The sequence below is a fragment of the Citrobacter sp. R56 genome, from assembly GCF_016811995.1.
In the GTDB taxonomy this organism is placed as follows: Bacteria; Pseudomonadota; Gammaproteobacteria; order Enterobacterales; family Enterobacteriaceae; genus Citrobacter_D; species Citrobacter_D enshiensis.
Genome location: NZ_CP069159.1, coordinates 1,203,055 through 1,218,456, shown reverse-complemented (window position 1 = coordinate 1,218,456; position 15,402 = coordinate 1,203,055). Strand labels below are relative to the sequence as shown.

Annotated in this window: 11 protein-coding genes, 1 tRNA gene, 2 rRNA genes and 1 pseudogene; 7 read left to right on the top strand and 8 right to left on the bottom strand. The window is 52.4% G+C overall.

The genetic code is table 11. From position 1 onward, the window contains the following. Window positions 1-71: 71 nt before the first annotated feature. Window positions 72-1,406, top strand: a complete 1,335-nt coding sequence (srmB, locus tag JM656_RS05865) for an ATP-dependent RNA helicase SrmB (protein ID WP_203360373.1) — start codon at window positions 72-74, stop codon at window positions 1,404-1,406. A gap of 17 nt (window positions 1,407-1,423) precedes the next feature. Here the strand turns inward: srmB and JM656_RS05860 are convergent. Further along, a pseudogene (locus tag JM656_RS05860) lies at window positions 1,424-1,573 on the bottom strand (LysR family transcriptional regulator); the annotation flags it as partial. Window positions 1,574-1,689: 116 nt separating this feature from the next. Continuing rightward, window positions 1,690-2,073 carry an autonomous glycyl radical cofactor GrcA gene (gene grcA / locus JM656_RS05855; protein WP_096756118.1) on the bottom strand — a complete coding sequence of 128 codons (384 nt, stop codon included), beginning with the start codon at window positions 2,071-2,073 and terminating at the stop codon, window positions 1,690-1,692. Between the two features lie 317 nt (window positions 2,074-2,390). Here grcA and ung point away from each other — a divergent pair, with 317 nt between their 5' ends. Then, window positions 2,391-3,080 (top strand): uracil-DNA glycosylase, encoded by a 690-nt coding sequence (gene ung, locus JM656_RS05850; RefSeq protein ID WP_203360372.1) that lies wholly within the window; start codon window positions 2,391-2,393, stop codon window positions 3,078-3,080. Between the two features lie 96 nt (window positions 3,081-3,176). Here the strand turns inward: ung and JM656_RS05845 are convergent, their stop codons facing one another. After that, window positions 3,177-4,256, bottom strand: coding sequence for a tRNA/rRNA methyltransferase (locus JM656_RS05845; RefSeq protein ID WP_203360371.1), 1,080 nt, complete (start codon window positions 4,254-4,256; stop codon window positions 3,177-3,179). A 214-nt stretch (window positions 4,257-4,470) separates the two neighbouring features. On the opposite strand from JM656_RS05845, the gene trxC reads away from it, so the two are divergent. The 5 genes from trxC to JM656_RS05820 all read left to right on the top strand — a co-directional run bounded on the left by trxC (window position 4,471) and on the right by JM656_RS05820 (window position 10,192). Then, the gene (trxC, locus tag JM656_RS05840; RefSeq protein WP_192613116.1) at window positions 4,471-4,890 is read left to right on the top strand and encodes a thioredoxin TrxC; all 420 of its coding nucleotides are present in this window, start codon (window positions 4,471-4,473) and stop codon (window positions 4,888-4,890) included. Window positions 4,891-4,959: 69 nt separating this feature from the next. Then, complete coding sequence (gene tapT, locus JM656_RS05835; protein ID WP_203360370.1) at window positions 4,960-5,658, top strand: tRNA-uridine aminocarboxypropyltransferase; 699 nt, start codon at window positions 4,960-4,962, stop codon at window positions 5,656-5,658. Window positions 5,659-5,693: 35 nt separating this feature from the next. After that, on the top strand, window positions 5,694-8,354 hold the full coding sequence (gene pat / locus JM656_RS05830; protein ID WP_203360369.1) for a protein lysine acetyltransferase: 2,661 nt from the start codon (window positions 5,694-5,696) through the stop codon (window positions 8,352-8,354). A gap of 114 nt (window positions 8,355-8,468) precedes the next feature. After that, entirely contained in the window at window positions 8,469-9,824 is a 1,356-nt protein-coding gene (pssA, locus tag JM656_RS05825) for a CDP-diacylglycerol--serine O-phosphatidyltransferase (protein WP_203361226.1), read from the top strand. A gap of 95 nt (window positions 9,825-9,919) precedes the next feature. Continuing rightward, window positions 9,920-10,192 carry a YfiM family lipoprotein gene (locus tag JM656_RS05820; RefSeq protein WP_370552330.1) on the top strand — a complete coding sequence of 91 codons (273 nt, stop codon included), beginning with the start codon at window positions 9,920-9,922 and terminating at the stop codon, window positions 10,190-10,192. Here the strand turns inward: JM656_RS05820 and kgtP are convergent. The 5 genes from kgtP to JM656_RS05795 form a co-directional block, all read right to left on the bottom strand. Then, window positions 10,189-11,487 (bottom strand): alpha-ketoglutarate permease, encoded by a 1,299-nt coding sequence (gene kgtP, locus JM656_RS05815; RefSeq protein ID WP_203360367.1) that lies wholly within the window; start codon window positions 11,485-11,487, stop codon window positions 10,189-10,191. The two genes, JM656_RS05820 and kgtP, sit on opposite strands and share 4 nt — an antisense overlap. 121 nt (window positions 11,488-11,608) lie before the next feature. Continuing rightward, on the bottom strand, window positions 11,609-11,755 hold the full coding sequence (locus tag JM656_RS05810; RefSeq protein WP_203360366.1) for a hypothetical protein: 147 nt from the start codon (window positions 11,753-11,755) through the stop codon (window positions 11,609-11,611). Between the two features lie 229 nt (window positions 11,756-11,984). Further along, window positions 11,985-12,100, bottom strand: a 5S ribosomal RNA gene (gene rrf / locus JM656_RS05805). A 92-nt stretch (window positions 12,101-12,192) separates the two neighbouring features. Then, a 23S ribosomal RNA gene (locus tag JM656_RS05800) occupies window positions 12,193-15,102 on the bottom strand. 216 nt (window positions 15,103-15,318) lie between these two features. Beyond that, window positions 15,319-15,394: transfer RNA gene (locus JM656_RS05795), tRNA-Glu, on the bottom strand. Window positions 15,395-15,402: the final 8 nt, after the last annotated feature.

The window sequence follows — 15,402 nt, the reverse complement described above, 5'->3', positions numbered from 1 at the left end:
CGATATCCATACAAACAGATGAAGATTGCAGCCGTAACGTCTATAATCAGCGCCCCACACAGAGGTAGAACATGACTGTAACGACTTTTTCCGAACTTGAACTCGATGAAAGCCTGCTGGAAGCACTCCAGGATAAAGGTTTCACTCGCCCGACCGCCATTCAGGCTGCCGCCATTCCGCCTGCGCTCGATGGCCGTGATGTCCTCGGTTCTGCGCCAACAGGCACCGGTAAAACGGCGGCATATTTGCTGCCAGCGTTGCAGCACCTGCTCGACTTCCCGCGCAAAAAATCCGGTCCGCCGCGAATTTTGATTCTGACGCCGACCCGCGAACTGGCGATGCAGGTTGCCGATCACGCCCGTGAACTGGCGAAAAACACCCATCTGGATATCGCAACCATCACCGGGGGCGTGGCATACATGAACCACGCAGAAGTGTTTAGCGAAAACCAGGACATCGTGGTCGCCACCACCGGTCGCCTGTTGCAGTATATTAAAGAAGAAAACTTCGACTGCCGTGCCGTCGAAACCCTGATCCTCGACGAAGCTGACCGTATGGTGGACATGGGTTTTGCTCAGGATATTGAACATATCGCTGGGGAAACACGCTGGCGTAATCAGACGATGCTGTTCTCCGCGACGCTTGAAGGCGAAGCCATTAAAGATTTTGCTGAGCGCCTGCTGAAAGAACCGGTTGAAGTCTCTGCCACGCCTTCCACTCGCGAGCGTAAAAAGATCCATCAATGGTACTACCGCGCCGATAATTTAGAGCATAAAGTCGAACTGCTGAAGCACCTGCTAAAACAAGACGATGCCACACGTACTATCGTGTTTGTGCGTAAGCGCGAGCGTGTACACGAACTTGCCGGGATGCTGCGCACCGCAGGGATCAACAACTGCTATCTCGAAGGCGAGATGCCGCAGATCAAACGCAACGAAGGCATTAAGCGACTCACCGACGGTCGCGTAAACGTGCTGGTTGCCACCGACGTTGCCGCGCGCGGTATCGATATTCCTGACGTGAGTCACGTCATTAACTTTGATATGCCGCGCAGTGGTGATACCTATCTGCACCGTATCGGTCGTACAGGCCGCGCCGGTCGCAAAGGTACCGCCATTTCGCTGGTCGAAACCCACGATCACCTGCTGCTGTTAAAGATCGGTCGCTACATTGAAGAACCGCTGAAAGCGCGTGTCATTGATGAACTTCGCCCGACAACGCGTGCGCCGAGTGAGAAACTGACCGGCAAACCGTCTAAAAAAGTGCTGGCTAAACGCGCTGAGAAGAAAAAAGAGAAAGACAAAGAGAAGCCACGCGTGAAGAAACGTCACCGTGATGCTAAAAATATCGGTAAGCGTCGCAAGCCTGCCAACGCGGGTACGCCACCGCAGAAGAACGAAGAGTAAAAGAATCGCCGGGTTATTTAGCCCGGCATTTTTTTATCTCCTGCTGAAAAACACGCCTCAACACACTCCATAAAAATCTGCATCGCCGGGCTGACGGCTTTCCCCGCATGGTGCGCGCACAACGCCATGATTGAAGGCGGTGTCGTGTCGAATGGCAGTTCTTTAATGCTGTTGGCCTACTACGCAGTGCGGATTTTTTACTGATGGAATGCAAAAAAGCGGAAGATGCGCTTGCATCCTCCGCTTTTGATTATCGGATTACTGGGGGATTCCCCCGTGAGCCTTACAGGCTCTCAGTAAAGGTACGAGCGATAACGTCGCGCTGCTGTTCTGGTGTCAGAGAGTTAAAACGCACAGCATAGCCAGAAACACGGATGGTCAGCTGCGGATATTTTTCCGGATGCTTAACCGCATCTTCCAGCGTTTCGCGACGCAGAACGTTAACGTTCAGGTGCTGACCGCCTTCCACGCGAACTTCCGGTTGCACATCTACCGGAACTTCACGGTATTCGATTTCGCCCAGTTTGCTGACGGCAACGACTTCGTCTGCTGAGAAACCTGCTTTCGCAACGATGCAGCGTGCTTCGCCTTTTTCGCTGTCCAGCAGCCAGAAAGAGTTCAGCAGGTCGTCGTTAGCAGCTTTAGTAATCTGGATACCTGTAATCATGTGATGCCTCCCCGGCAAAATTAATTGATTTCGGTTGGCCTATCGCGGCCAATTGGTAAAACCATTGTTGCTTGAGTGTATATATACCCCTCACACACCCTTGATTCTTTGATTTAAATCAATAAAAACCACACCACAACAAGGGTGATGAGTGGATTTTATTGTTTTACATCAACTTACACCCCACGCATCTATAAACTTTTTACATAAATTTTCAACATTCTTTAGGCGAATCCTGGCTTTGCGGCATGCAGAATTTTGCGCCGTAGAAAGAAGCAGTTAAGCTAGGCGCATTGAAAAATTCGCAGGAGAGCGAGATGGCCACCGAATTAACCTGGCATGACGTACTGGCTGATGAAAAGCAGCAGCCTTACTTTGTTAACACGCTACATACCGTCGCTGGAGAGCGTCAGTCAGGAATGACGATTTATCCGCCGCAAAAGGATGTCTTCAATGCATTTCGCTTCACTGAACTGGGTGATGTTAAAGTCGTGATTCTGGGGCAAGACCCCTATCATGGACCCGGCCAGGCGCATGGTCTTGCCTTTTCAGTGCTTCCCGGGATCGCCCCGCCTCCGTCGCTGTTAAATATGTATAAAGAGCTGGAGGCTTCAATACCTGGCTTTACGCGCCCCACGCATGGTTATCTGGAAAGCTGGGCGCGTCAGGGCGTGTTGCTGCTCAATACCGTGCTAACCGTGCGGGCGGGCCAGGCGCATTCACACGCCAGCCTCGGCTGGGAAACGTTCACCGATAAGGTCATCAGTCTTATCAATGAACATCGGGAAGGGGTGGTCTTTTTACTCTGGGGTGCGCACGCGCAGAAGAAAGGCGCCATTATTGACACCCAGCGCCATCACGTGTTGAAAGCGCCACATCCGTCGCCGCTGTCCGCGCATCGTGGTTTCTTTGGCAGCAATCACTTTGTTCTGACAAATCAGTGGCTGGAACAGCGTGGCGAAAAGCCAATTGACTGGATGCCCGTGGTACCGGAGAAAAGTGAATAACCTATTGCAGGCTGTGAGCCCGGTAAGCATCGCGCCACCGGGCACATTGCCGGATGGCAGCGCAAGCGCCTTATCCGGCTAACACACAAAGCGCAATTACGCTTTGTTTTGACGCCACCACTCAGCAAGCAACACACCTGTCGCCACTGAGACGTTGAGCGTGTCAACATTACCCGTACCGTCAATCGCAACGCACAGGTCGTCTGCGGAAAGCGCTGCTTCCGGCAAAGCGTCGCGTTCACGACCTAGCACCAGCACCATTTTCTCAGGCAGTGCGGTCGCAAACAGCGGTTTACCCTGAGCACTGGACGTCGTGACCACGGTGTAACCCGCCTGACGGAAATCATCCAGCACGTCAACCAGGCTGTCGCCCGTGATAGGTTGCACATGCTCTGCGCCACCTTCAGCAGTACGGATCGCCGCACCAGACTCCAGCAGCGCGGCATCCTGCACCACGACGCCTTTTACGCCAAAGTGCGCACAGCTACGCATCATTCCACCGAGGTTATGCGGGTTAGCAATATCTTCCAGCGCCAGCACACAATCTTGTGCCCCCGCCTGGCCTACCCACTGTTTAACCGTCGTACCATTGCGTTTTTTGATCAGGAAACAGACACCACCGTGGTGTTCCGTACCAGAGGCTTTCGCCAGTTCCGCTTCGTCAACCACGTGATAGGCTTTGCGGTTTGCCGCCATCCAGCGTAGCGCTTCTTTAAAACGCGGGGTCACGCTCTGAATAAACCAGGCGCGTACAATCGCATCCGGACGGCTCTGGAACAGCGCCTGACAGGCGTTCTCGCCGTAGACGCGGGTCTCTTCCGCACGTTGGCGACGCAATACTTCAGGATCGATAAAACTTTTGCCGCTGATTCCGCCGTGATCGGCTTTTTCCGTCGTGTCATCGCTCGGGGCACGGGAAACCGTACGCCACGGTGAGTCTTCACGCTTACGGTCGCGTTCAACATCGCGGTCACGACCACGTTCACGGCCGCGTTCACTGTTCGGGCCTTTTCTGTCATCACGGGCAGGGCGACGACCGCCTTCGGCTCGGGAAGTACCGGGGCGACCGCCGCCTTTACCAGTACGTGGATTTTGAGTGCGTTTGTCCGAGTCATCATCACTGCGGACGTACATCACTTTGACCTTGCCGTTTTTGTTCTTCAGTTCGTCGCTCATTTCATTTCTCCACCTGCGCTGCGCGAAGCGCGCAGATTACCTGATGTGTCATCGGTTAGCCATTATTTCATTTAAAAGCTAATGACTATTGTACCCATCGAATAAAACACATTGTTGTTTAAAACAGTCTCCCCGATAATATGTAACATAATAGAAACATACCGACGTGGACGTGATTGTCGGGAAGTCTACCCTACTCTTCCAGAGGTTAGTTATGAATACCGTTTGTACCAGCTGCCAGGCTATCAACCGCATTCCCGATGATCGTATTGAGGAAGCGGCAAAATGCGGACGCTGTGGTCACGACCTGTTTGACGGAGAAGTGATCAATGCGACCGGTGAAACGCTGGATAAACTGCTGAAGGACGATCTTCCGGTGGTGGTTGATTTCTGGGCGCCGTGGTGCGGCCCATGCCGTAATTTTGCCCCAATCTTTGAAGATGTCGCCGAAGAGCGTAGCGGCAAAGTTCGCTTTGTTAAAGTGAATACGGAAGCGGAACGTGAACTGAGCGCCCGTTTTGGCATTCGCAGTATCCCAACCATCATGATTTTCAAGAAAGGCGAAGTTGTCGATATGCTGAATGGCGCAGTGCCAAAAGCCCCTTTTGATAGCTGGTTGAACGAATCGCTGTAATCTCATCGGGGCGCATCTTGTGCCCCGTTTTCACCTCTGCGACAATAGCGTTTTTCAACGCATTCTCCCATGACTGATAACGCTGTACTCCAGTTACGCGCCGAACGCCTCGCGCGCGCCACACGTCCTTTCCTTGCCAGAGGTAACCGCATTCGTCGCTGTCAGCGATGCCTGCTGCCATTGAAGCAATGCCTGTGCGGTACGCTAACGCCTTCTCAGGCAAAAAGCCGCTTTTGTCTGGTGATGTTTGATACCGAGCCGATGAAGCCCAGCAATACGGGGCGTTTAATTGCGGATATTTTACCCGATACCACTGCGTTTCAATGGTCGCGTACTGAACCGCCACAGGCGCTGCTCGATCTGGTAAAAAACCCGGATTATCAACCGATGGTGGTGTTCCCGGCTTCCTATGCGGGTGAAGAGCGCGACGTGATATTCACGCCCCCGACAGGCAAACCGCCGCTGTTTATTATGCTCGACGGCACCTGGCCGGAAGCGCGTAAAATGTTTCGTAAGAGCCCTTATCTCGACAACCTGCCGGTGATTTCAGTCGATTTGTCACGGCTTTCGGCTTATCACCTGCGCGAAGTCCATGCACAGGGGCAATACTGCACCGCCGAAGTGGCTATTGCGCTGCTGGACCTGGCTGGCGACGCCAACGCAGCAAGCAGCCTGGGCGAACACTTCTCCCGCTTTAAAACGCGTTACCTGGCAGGAAAAACGCAACATCAAGGGAGTGTCACAGCAGACTTATCAGAAAGCGTTTAAAATCATTCGGTCACTGGTGTCATAAGGAAGCCGATATGAGTCAGCGTGGTCTGGAAGCGCTACTGCGACCAAAATCTATTGCGGTGATTGGCGCGTCAATGAAGCCCCATCGAGCGGGCTACCTGATGATGCGCAACCTGCTGGCCGGAGGGTTCAACGGTCCTGTCCTGCCGGTGACGCCCACCTGGAAGGCCGTTTTAGGCGTTCTTGCCTGGCCAGATATTGCCAGCCTGCCTTTTACGCCCGATCTCGCGGTTCTTTGTACCAATGCCAGCCGCAATCTTGCTCTACTGGAGGCTCTGGGAGAGAAAGGGTGCAAAACCTGCATTATCTTGTCGGCACCAGCGTCTCAGCATACAGAGCTTCAGTCCTGCGCCCGTCGTTTCAACATGCGACTGCTTGGCCCGAATAGTCTGGGATTACTGGCGCCCTGGCAGGGTCTGAACGCCAGTTTCTCGCCGGTGCCGATTAAGCGCGGCAAACTCGCGTTTATTTCTCAGTCAGCGGCAGTCTCCAATACCATTCTGGACTGGGCGCAGCAGCGGGAAATGGGCTTTTCCTACTTTATCGCGCTAGGCGACAGTCTGGACATTGATGTCGATGAATTGCTGGACTACCTTGCGCGAGACAGCAAGACCAGCGCGATCCTGCTTTATCTTGAACATTTAAGCGATGCCCGGCGCTTTGTTTCTGCCGCCCGTAGCGCATCACGTAACAAACCCATTCTGGTCATTAAAAGCGGCCGAAGTCCGGCGGCTCAGCAATTACTCAACACCAGCGCGGGGATGGATCCCGCATGGGATGCCGCAATTCAGCGTGCCGGGTTGCTGCGCGTCCAGGATACCCACGAACTCTTCTCTGCGGTCGAAACCTTAAGCCACATGCGCCCACTGCGCGGTGACAGACTGATGATCATCAGTAATGGCGCAGCCCCTGCCGCCCTGGCGCTGGATGAGCTTTGGTCACGTAATGGCAAATTAGCCACGTTGAGCGAAGAGACATGTAGCAAACTGCGAGAAGCGCTGCCTGACCACGTCAACATCGCTAACCCATTGAATCTGTGTGATGACGCCAGCAGCGATCATTTTGTCAAAACGGTAGACATTTTGCTGGCCAGCCAGGATTTCGACGCTTTGATGGTGATCCACTCCCCCAGCGCCGTCGCCCCGGGAACCGAAAACGCTCACGCGCTGATTGAAGCGGTGAAGCATCATCCCAGAGGGAAATACGTTTCGTTGCTAACCAACTGGTGTGGCGAATTCTCCTCTCAGGAAGCCCGCAAATTATTCAGCGAAGCGGGGCTTCCCACCTATCGTACGCCGGAAGGCACTATCACGGCCTTTATGCACATGGTGGAATACCGCCGGAACCAGAAACAACTGCGGGAAACGCCAGCACTGCCGACGAACCTGACGTCAAATACGACCGAGGCGCACAAGTTACTGCAGCAGGCCATTGATGAAGGTGCAACGTCACTGGATACCCATGAAGTTCAGCCTATTCTACAGGCCTACGGCCTGCAGACGTTGCCGACCTGGATTGCCAGTGACAGTGCGGAAGCCGTGCATATCGCGGAACAAATCGGCTATCCGGTGGCGTTAAAACTACGCTCTCCGGATATTCCGCATAAGTCTGAAGTTCAGGGGGTAATGCTGTACCTGCGTACGGCAAATGAAGTTCAGCAAGCCGCCAATGCCATATTTGATCGCGTAAAAATGGCCTGGCCGCAGGCGCGGATCCACGGCCTGTTGGTACAAAGCATGGCCAACCGTGCGGGTGCACAAGAGTTGCGTGTAGTGGTGGAACACGATCCGGTCTTTGGTCCTCTGATTATGCTTGGCGAAGGTGGCATGGAGTGGCGCCCTGAAGAGCAGGCAGTTGTTGCGCTGCCGCCGCTAAACATGAACCTGGCGCGCTATTTAGTGATTCAGGGAATAAAGAATAAAAAAATCCGCGGTCGGAGCGCGCTACGTCCGCTGGATGTCGCAGGTTTAAGCCAGTTGCTGGTGCAGGTGTCGAACCTGATCGTCGATTGCCCGGAAATTCAGCGTCTGGATATCCATCCGCTGCTCGCATCTGCTGACGAATTCACGGCGCTTGATGTGACGCTGGATATCGCCCCTTTCAAAGGCGATAACGAAAGCCGGCTTGCTGTACGTCCGTATCCGCAGCATCTCGAAGAGTGGGTAGAGATGAAAAATGGTGAACGTTGCCTGTTCCGCCCTATCCTCCCTGAGGATGAACCGCAGCTTCAGCAGTTCATTTCCCAGGTCACAAAAGAAGATCTTTATTATCGTTATTTTAGCGAGATCAACGAATTCACTCATGAAGATTTAGCCAACATGACCCAGATCGACTACGATCGGGAAATGGCGTTTGTCGCCGTACGTCGTCATGATCACACCGAAGAGATCCTCGGCGTCACGCGCGCGATCTCCGACCCGGATAATATTGATGCTGAGTTTGCTGTACTGGTGCGCTCAGATCTCAAGGGATTAGGTTTGGGACGTCGATTAATGGAAAAATTGATTGCTTATACTCGGGATCACGGACTGAGACGCCTCAATGGTATTACGATGCCAAACAATCGCGGCATGGTGGCACTGGCCAGAAAGCTCGGTTTTGAGGTTGATATCCAGCTCGAAGACGGAATTGTTGGGCTAACGCTTAATCTTGCCCAGCATGAGGAATCGTGAGTAAGGTACTGGAAATGTTGACCACTTTAATGGGTACTGATGTTATCATTGCCCGCTTATGTCGTCTGCATAGTACAGAGGACCCTTCAATGAACAGAGAAGAAATGCACTGTGATGTTGTCAAAATTTAAGCGTAATAAACATCAACAACACCTTGCCCAACTACCTAAGATTTCTCAGTCAGTTGATGATGTAGATTTCTTTTATGCTCCCGCTAATTTCAGGGAGGCTCTGCTGGAGAAAATAGCCAGCGCGACACGACGTATTTGCATTATTGCCCTGTATCTTGAACAGGATGATGGCGGCAAAGGCATACTCGACGCGCTTTATGCGGCTAAACGGCAGCGTCCCGAGCTGGATGTCCGGGTGCTTGTCGACTGGCATCGTGCGCAGCGTGGGCGTATTGGCGCAGCAGCGTCCAACACCAACGCTGACTGGTATTGCCGAGTGGCGCAAGAAAACCCCGGTATTGAGATCCCCGTCTACGGCGTACCGGTTAACACGCGGGAAGCGCTTGGTGTCCTGCATTTTAAAGGCTTTATTATCGATGACAGCGTCATCTATAGCGGCGCCAGCCTGAACGATGTTTATCTGCATCAACATGATAAATACCGTTACGACCGTTATCAGCTCATTCGCAATGCGCAAATGGCGGACATCATGTATGAGTGGGTCACTCAGAATTTGATGAACGGCCGTGGCGTGAACCGTCTGGATGATATGCATCGTCCGAAAAGCCCTGAGATTAAAAATGACATCCGTTTGTTCCGCCAGGAGCTACGCGATGCGTCATACCATTTCCAGGGAGATGCCGATAACGAGCAACTGTCCGTGACACCCCTGGTCGGATTAGGGAAATCCAGTCTGCTGAACAAGACGATTTTCCATCTTATGCCGTGCACGGAGCAAAAGCTCACTATCTGTACACCGTATTTCAACCTGCCTGCAGTTCTGGTGCGCAGCATTATTCAGTTACTGCGTGATGGCAAAAAGGTCGAGATCATTGTCGGTGATAAAACGGCGAACGACTTTTTCATCCCCGAGAATGAACCGTTCAAAATCATCGGCGCGCTTCCTTATCTTTACGAGATTAACCTGCGTCGCTTCCTGAGCCGTCTGCAATATTACGTTAATACCGATCAACTCGTTGTGCGCCTGTGGAAGGATGACGACAATACCTATCATCTGAAAGGGATGTGGGTCGATGACAAATGGATGCTCATCACCGGTAACAACCTGAATCCTCGGGCCTGGCGCCTGGATCTTGAAAACGCGATATTGATCCACGATCCAAAACAAGAGTTAGCACCTCAGCGTGAGAAAGAGCTGGAGCTTATCCGCACGCATACTACGATTGTTAAGCATTATCGCGACCTGCAGAGTATTGCCGACTACCCCGTTAAAGTCCGCAAGCTGATCCGTCGACTACGCCGCATTCGAATCGACAAATTAATTAGCCGTATTCTGTAAACAAAACCCCGTCCAGTGACGGGGTTTTTCCTGTGGAGGTGTCGGTGCGCTTCTTTATCCTTATTGTTGTTCTGCTTCTTACCGGTTGTAGCCATATGGCGAATGACCGCTGGAGCGGACAGGATAAAGCGCAACATTTTATCGCTTCTGCTATGCTCTCCGCCGCAGGAAATGAATACGCTCAGCGCCAGGGAATGAGCCGCGATCGCAGTGCCGCATTCGGTCTGATGTTTTCCGTCAGCCTCGGTGCATCAAAAGAATTATGGGACAGCCGCTCCGAAGGAAGCGGCTGGAGCTGGAAAGATTTTGCCTGGGATGTCGCAGGCGCAACCACAGGTTACACCGTCTGGCAAATGGCTCATGACTAAAGACGCAGACCTTTGCCTTTACGATGCAGCATCAATGAAACAAAAAATGCCACGACAGCCATAGCTGTAACGTACCAGAAGAATGACGTCTCCATACCAATGGACTTCAGCGACAACGCAACATATTCAGCAGAACCCCCGAACAACGCATTCGCCACGGCATAAGAAAGACCAACGCCTAACGCACGCACCTGTGCCGGGAACATCTCAGCCTTCAGGATCCCGCTAATTGAGGTGTAAAAACTCACGATGAGCAATGCGCACATGACCAGTCCAAAGGCGGCATAAGGCGAAGTGACGTTCTGCAATGCCGAGAGAATCGGCACAGTAAAAATAGCGGCCAGAGAGCCAAAACATAACATCGATGTCCGTCGCCCGATTTTATCCGATAGCGCACCAATCAAAGGCTGAATAAGCATAAAAACGAACAATGCCGCCGTCATAATTCCGCTTGCCACGTTGGCATGCATTCCGGCGGTATTGACCAGATACTTCTGCATATACGTTGTGAAGGTGTAGAAACAGAGCGAACCTGCAGCGGTAAAACCCAGCACCATCATGAACGCTTTACGATTACGCCATAATCCCTTCAACGACCCCGCCTCTTTCAGTGCGCGCGTCTCTTGCTGAGACGTTTCATCCAGTTGGCGACGTAACCACAACGCGACAATGGCCAATGCCGCCCCCAACGCAAACGGTATACGCCAGCCCCATGCTCTTAGATCGGCATCATCCAGCGTTTGCTGGAGAACCACAACAACCAACAATGCCAGAAGTTGTCCGCCGATCAACGTGACATACTGGAATGAGGCATAAAACCCTTTGCGACCTTCCACAGCCACTTCACTCATATAGGTTGCACTGGTTCCGTACTCCCCGCCAACAGACAAGCCCTGAAACAAACGAGCCAGTAACAAAAGCGCCGGAGCCCAGGTGCCAATGGTTTCGTAGCCGGGTAAGCAGGCGATCACAAGCGATCCCATGCACATCATACAAACCGACAACAGCATCGATTTTTTACGACCGTGTTTATCGGCAATGCGACCAAATAACCATCCACCGATAGGACGCATCAGGAACCCTGCGGCAAAAACGCCGGCAGTTTGCAAAAGCTGAGTCGTCGTATTTCCTGATGGGAAGAAAATGTGGGCGAAGTAGAGAGAGCAGAACGAGTACACATAGAAATCAAACCATTCGACCAGATTCCCGGATGATGCCCCCACAATAGCCCATATGCGACGACGGGTATCACTGTCAGTCAGTGACCCGTTCGCAGTTACACTGCTTTCAGTCATTAGAATTGTACTCCTGCCAAGGATCCAACCGAAAATATCGGCGCTTATTATTGTCACTTGAAGTGAATAAAATGTTATATAATTGTTATATATAAATATGTGACAGGAATCTAGCTTTTAATTAGCAGGCCAACGATTTAGAGGTATAAGCCAGAGCAGGATCGACTAACCCGTATACCGGATCTGGTCTGAGAAACGCAGCGCCATCCGGCATTTTCCGCAGACCACAGACGCAAAAAAGCCCATCCGTCAGGATGGGCTTCTTCACTTGTTTGATGCCTGGCAGTTTATGGCGGGCCGGTGCTGCGCAACGTTCAAATCCGCTACCGACTCCATAGTACTCGTATCATCCTGATACTCGCCCCTGCCGGGCCTCCGTAAACGGCATTCAAAATCGTTCCCGACGATTTTGTCCTGCTCCGGAGAGCGCTCGCCGACAAACAGCAGATAAAACAAAAGGCTCAGTCTTTCGACTGAGCCTTTCGCTTTTGTTTGATGCCTGGCAGTTCCCTACTCTCGCATGGGGAGACCCCACACTACCATCGGCGCTACGGCGTTTCACTTCTGAGTTCGGCATGGGGTCAGGTGGGACCACCGCGCTACAGCCGCCAGGCAAATTCTGTTTTCAACACACCTCTACGGTCTGTCGATTAATCTGTATCAAGCTGATTATTGGTCTCTTCGCCAAAACACCTTTGGCGTTGTAAGGTTAAGCCTCACGGTTCATTAGTATCGGTTAGCTCAACGTATCGCTACGCTTACACACCCGACCTATCAACGTCGTAGTCTTCAACGTTCCTTCAGGAGACTTATAGTCTCAGGGAGAACTCATCTCGGGGCAAGTTTCGTGCTTAGATGCTTTCAGCACTTATCTCTTCCGCATTTAGCTACCGGGCAATGCCATTGGCATGACAACCCGAACACCAGTGATGCGTCCACTCCGGTCCTCTCGTACTAGGAGCAGCCCCCCTCAATTCTCCAGCGCCCACGGCAGATAGGGACCGAACTGTCTCACGACGTTCTAAACCCAGCTCGCGTACCACTTTAAATGGCGAACAGCCATACCCTTGGGACCTACTTCAGCCCCAGGATGTGATGAGCCGACATCGAGGTGCCAAACACCGCCGTCGATATGAACTCTTGGGCGGTATCAGCCTGTTATCCCCGGAGTACCTTTTATCCGTTGAGCGATGGCCCTTCCATTCAGAACCACCGGATCACTAAGACCTGCTTTCGCACCTGCTCGAGCCGTCACTCTCGCAGTCAAGCTAGCTTATGCCTTTGCACTAACCTCCTGATGTCCGACCAGGATTAGCTAACCTTCGTGCTCCTCCGTTACTCTTTAGGAGGAGACCGCCCCAGTCAAACTACCCACCAGACACTGTCCGCAACCCGGATCACGGGTCTACGTTAGAACACCAGCCATTAAAGGGTGGTATTTCAAGGTTGGCTCCATGCAGACTGGCGTCCACACTTCAAAGCCTCCCACCTATCCTACACATCAAGGACCAGTGTTCAGTGTCAAGCTATAGTAAAGGTTCACGGGGTCTTTCCGTCTTGCCGCGGGTACACTGCATCTTCACAGCGAGTTCAATTTCACTGAGTCTCGGGTGGAGACAGCCTGGCCATCATTACGCCATTCGTGCAGGTCGGAACTTACCCGACAAGGAATTTCGCTACCTTAGGACCGTTATAGTTACGGCCGCCGTTTACCGGGGCTTCGATCAAGAGCTTCTCCTTACGGATAACCCCATCAATTAACCTTCCGGCACCGGGCAGGCGTCACACCGTATACGTCCACTTTCGTGTTTGCACAGTGCTGTGTTTTTAATAAACAGTTGCAGCCAGCTGGTATCTTCGACTGATTTCAGCTCCACGAGCAAGTCGCTTCACCTACATATCAGCGTGCCTTCTCCCGAAGTTACGGCACCATTTTGCCTAGTTCCTTCACCCGAGTTCTCTCAAGCGCCTTGGTATTCTCTACCTGACCACCTGTGTCGGTTTGGGGTACGATTTTGTGTTACCTGATGCTTAGAGGCTTTTCCTGGAAGCAGGGCATTTGTTACTTCAGCACCGTAGTGCCTCGTCATCACACCTCAGCGTTAATAAGGAACCGGATTTACCTGGAACCTCCGCCTACATGCTTAAACCGGGACAACCGTCGCCCGGCCAACATAGCCTTCTCCGTCCCCCCTTCGCAGTAACACCAAGTACAGGAATATTAACCTGTTTCCCATCGACTACGCCTTTCGGCCTCGCCTTAGGGGTCGACTCACCCTGCCCCGATTAACGTTGGACAGGAACCCTTGGTCTTCCGGCGAGCGGGCTTTTCACCCGCTTTATCGTTACTTATGTCAGCATTCGCACTTCTGATACCTCCAGCAACCCTCACAGGCCACCTTCAACGGCTTACAGAACGCTCCCCTACCCAACAACACATAGTGTCGCTGCCGCAGCTTCGGTGCATGGTTTAGCCCCGTTACATCTTCCGCGCAGGCCGACTCGACCAGTGAGCTATTACGCTTTCTTTAAATGATGGCTGCTTCTAAGCCAACATCCTGGCTGTCTGTGCCTTCCCACATCGTTTCCCACTTAACCATGACTTTGGGACCTTAGCTGGCGGTCTGGGTTGTTTCCCTCTTCACGACGGACGTTAGCACCCGCCGTGTGTCTCCCGTGATAACATTCTTCGGTATTCGCAGTTTGCATCGGGTTGGTAAGTCGGGATGACCCCCTAGCCGAAACAGTGCTCTACCCCCGAAGATGAGTTCACGAGGCGCTACCTAAATAGCTTTCGGGGAGAACCAGCTATCTCCCGGTTTGATTGGCCTTTCACCCCCAGCCACAAGTCATCCGCTAATTTTTCAACATTAGTCGGTTCGGTCCTCCAGTTAGTGTTACCCAACCTTCAACCTGCCCATGGCTAGATCACCGGGTTTCGGGTCTATACCCTGCAACTTAACGCCCAGTTAAGACTCGGTTTCCCTTCGGCTCCCCTATTCGGTTAACCTTGCTACAGAATATAAGTCGCTGACCCATTATACAAAAGGTACGCAGTCACCCTGATAAATCAAGGCTCCCACTGCTTGTACGTACACGGTTTCAGGTTCTTTTTCACTCCCCTCGCCGGGGTTCTTTTCGCCTTTCCCTCACGGTACTGGTTCACTATCGGTCAGTCAGGAGTATTTAGCCTTGGAGGATGGTCCCCCCATATTCAGACAGGATACCACGTGTCCCGCCCTACTCTTCGAGTTCACAACACATGCGATTTTGTGTACGGGGCTATCACCCTGTATCGCCGGACTTTCCAGACCGTTCCACTACCACACATGCTGATTCAGACTCTGGGCTGCTCCCCGTTCGCTCGCCGCTACTGGGGGAATCTCGGTTGATTTCTTTTCCTCGGGGTACTTAGATGTTTCAGTTCCCCCGGTTCGCTTCATTACGCTATGTATTCACGTAATGATAGTGTGACGAATCACACTGGGTTTCCCCATTCGGAAATCGCCGGTTATAACGGTTCATATCACCTTACCGACGCTTATCGCAGATTAGCACGTCCTTCATCGCCTCTGACTGCCAGGGCATCCACCGTGTACGCTTAGTCGCTTAACCTCACAACCCGAAGGTGTTTCGTAAAACACATCGTGTTGCGAAAATTTGAGAGACTCGAACACACCGCTTGTCTGTTCTTATTACGGAGAACAGACACAGTGTGTCGTTTCAATTTTCAGCTTGATCCAGATTTTTAAAGAGCAAATATCTCAAACATGACTCGGAAGTCAGTTTTGAGATATTAAGGCAGGTGACTTTCACTCACGAACCAGCAAGTGGCGTCCCCTAGGGGATTCGAACCCCTGTTACCGCCGTGAAAGGGCGGTGTCCTGGGCCTCTAGACGAAGGGGACACTGAAGT

Excerpts from the sequence above, each read along its gene's own strand:
- srmB (WP_203360373.1), top strand. The coding sequence starts at position 72 with ATGACTGTAACGACTTTTTCCGAACTTGAACTCGATGAAAGCCTGCTG.
- tapT (WP_203360370.1), top strand. The coding sequence starts at position 4,960 with ATGACTGATAACGCTGTACTCCAGTTACGCGCCGAACGCCTCGCGCGC.
- kgtP (WP_203360367.1), bottom strand. The coding sequence starts at position 11,487 with ATGACTGAAAGCAGTGTAACTGCGAACGGGTCACTGACTGACAGTGAT.
- pssA (WP_203361226.1), top strand. The coding sequence starts at position 8,469 with ATGTTGTCAAAATTTAAGCGTAATAAACATCAACAACACCTTGCCCAA.
- grcA (WP_096756118.1), bottom strand. The coding sequence starts at position 2,073 with ATGATTACAGGTATCCAGATTACTAAAGCTGCTAACGACGACCTGCTG.
- pat (WP_203360369.1), top strand. The coding sequence starts at position 5,694 with ATGAGTCAGCGTGGTCTGGAAGCGCTACTGCGACCAAAATCTATTGCG.
- JM656_RS05845 (WP_203360371.1), bottom strand. The coding sequence starts at position 4,256 with ATGAGCGACGAACTGAAGAACAAAAACGGCAAGGTCAAAGTGATGTAC.
- trxC (WP_192613116.1), top strand. The coding sequence starts at position 4,471 with ATGAATACCGTTTGTACCAGCTGCCAGGCTATCAACCGCATTCCCGAT.
- ung (WP_203360372.1), top strand. The coding sequence starts at position 2,391 with ATGGCCACCGAATTAACCTGGCATGACGTACTGGCTGATGAAAAGCAG.
- JM656_RS05820 (WP_370552330.1), top strand. The coding sequence starts at position 9,920 with ATGGCGAATGACCGCTGGAGCGGACAGGATAAAGCGCAACATTTTATC.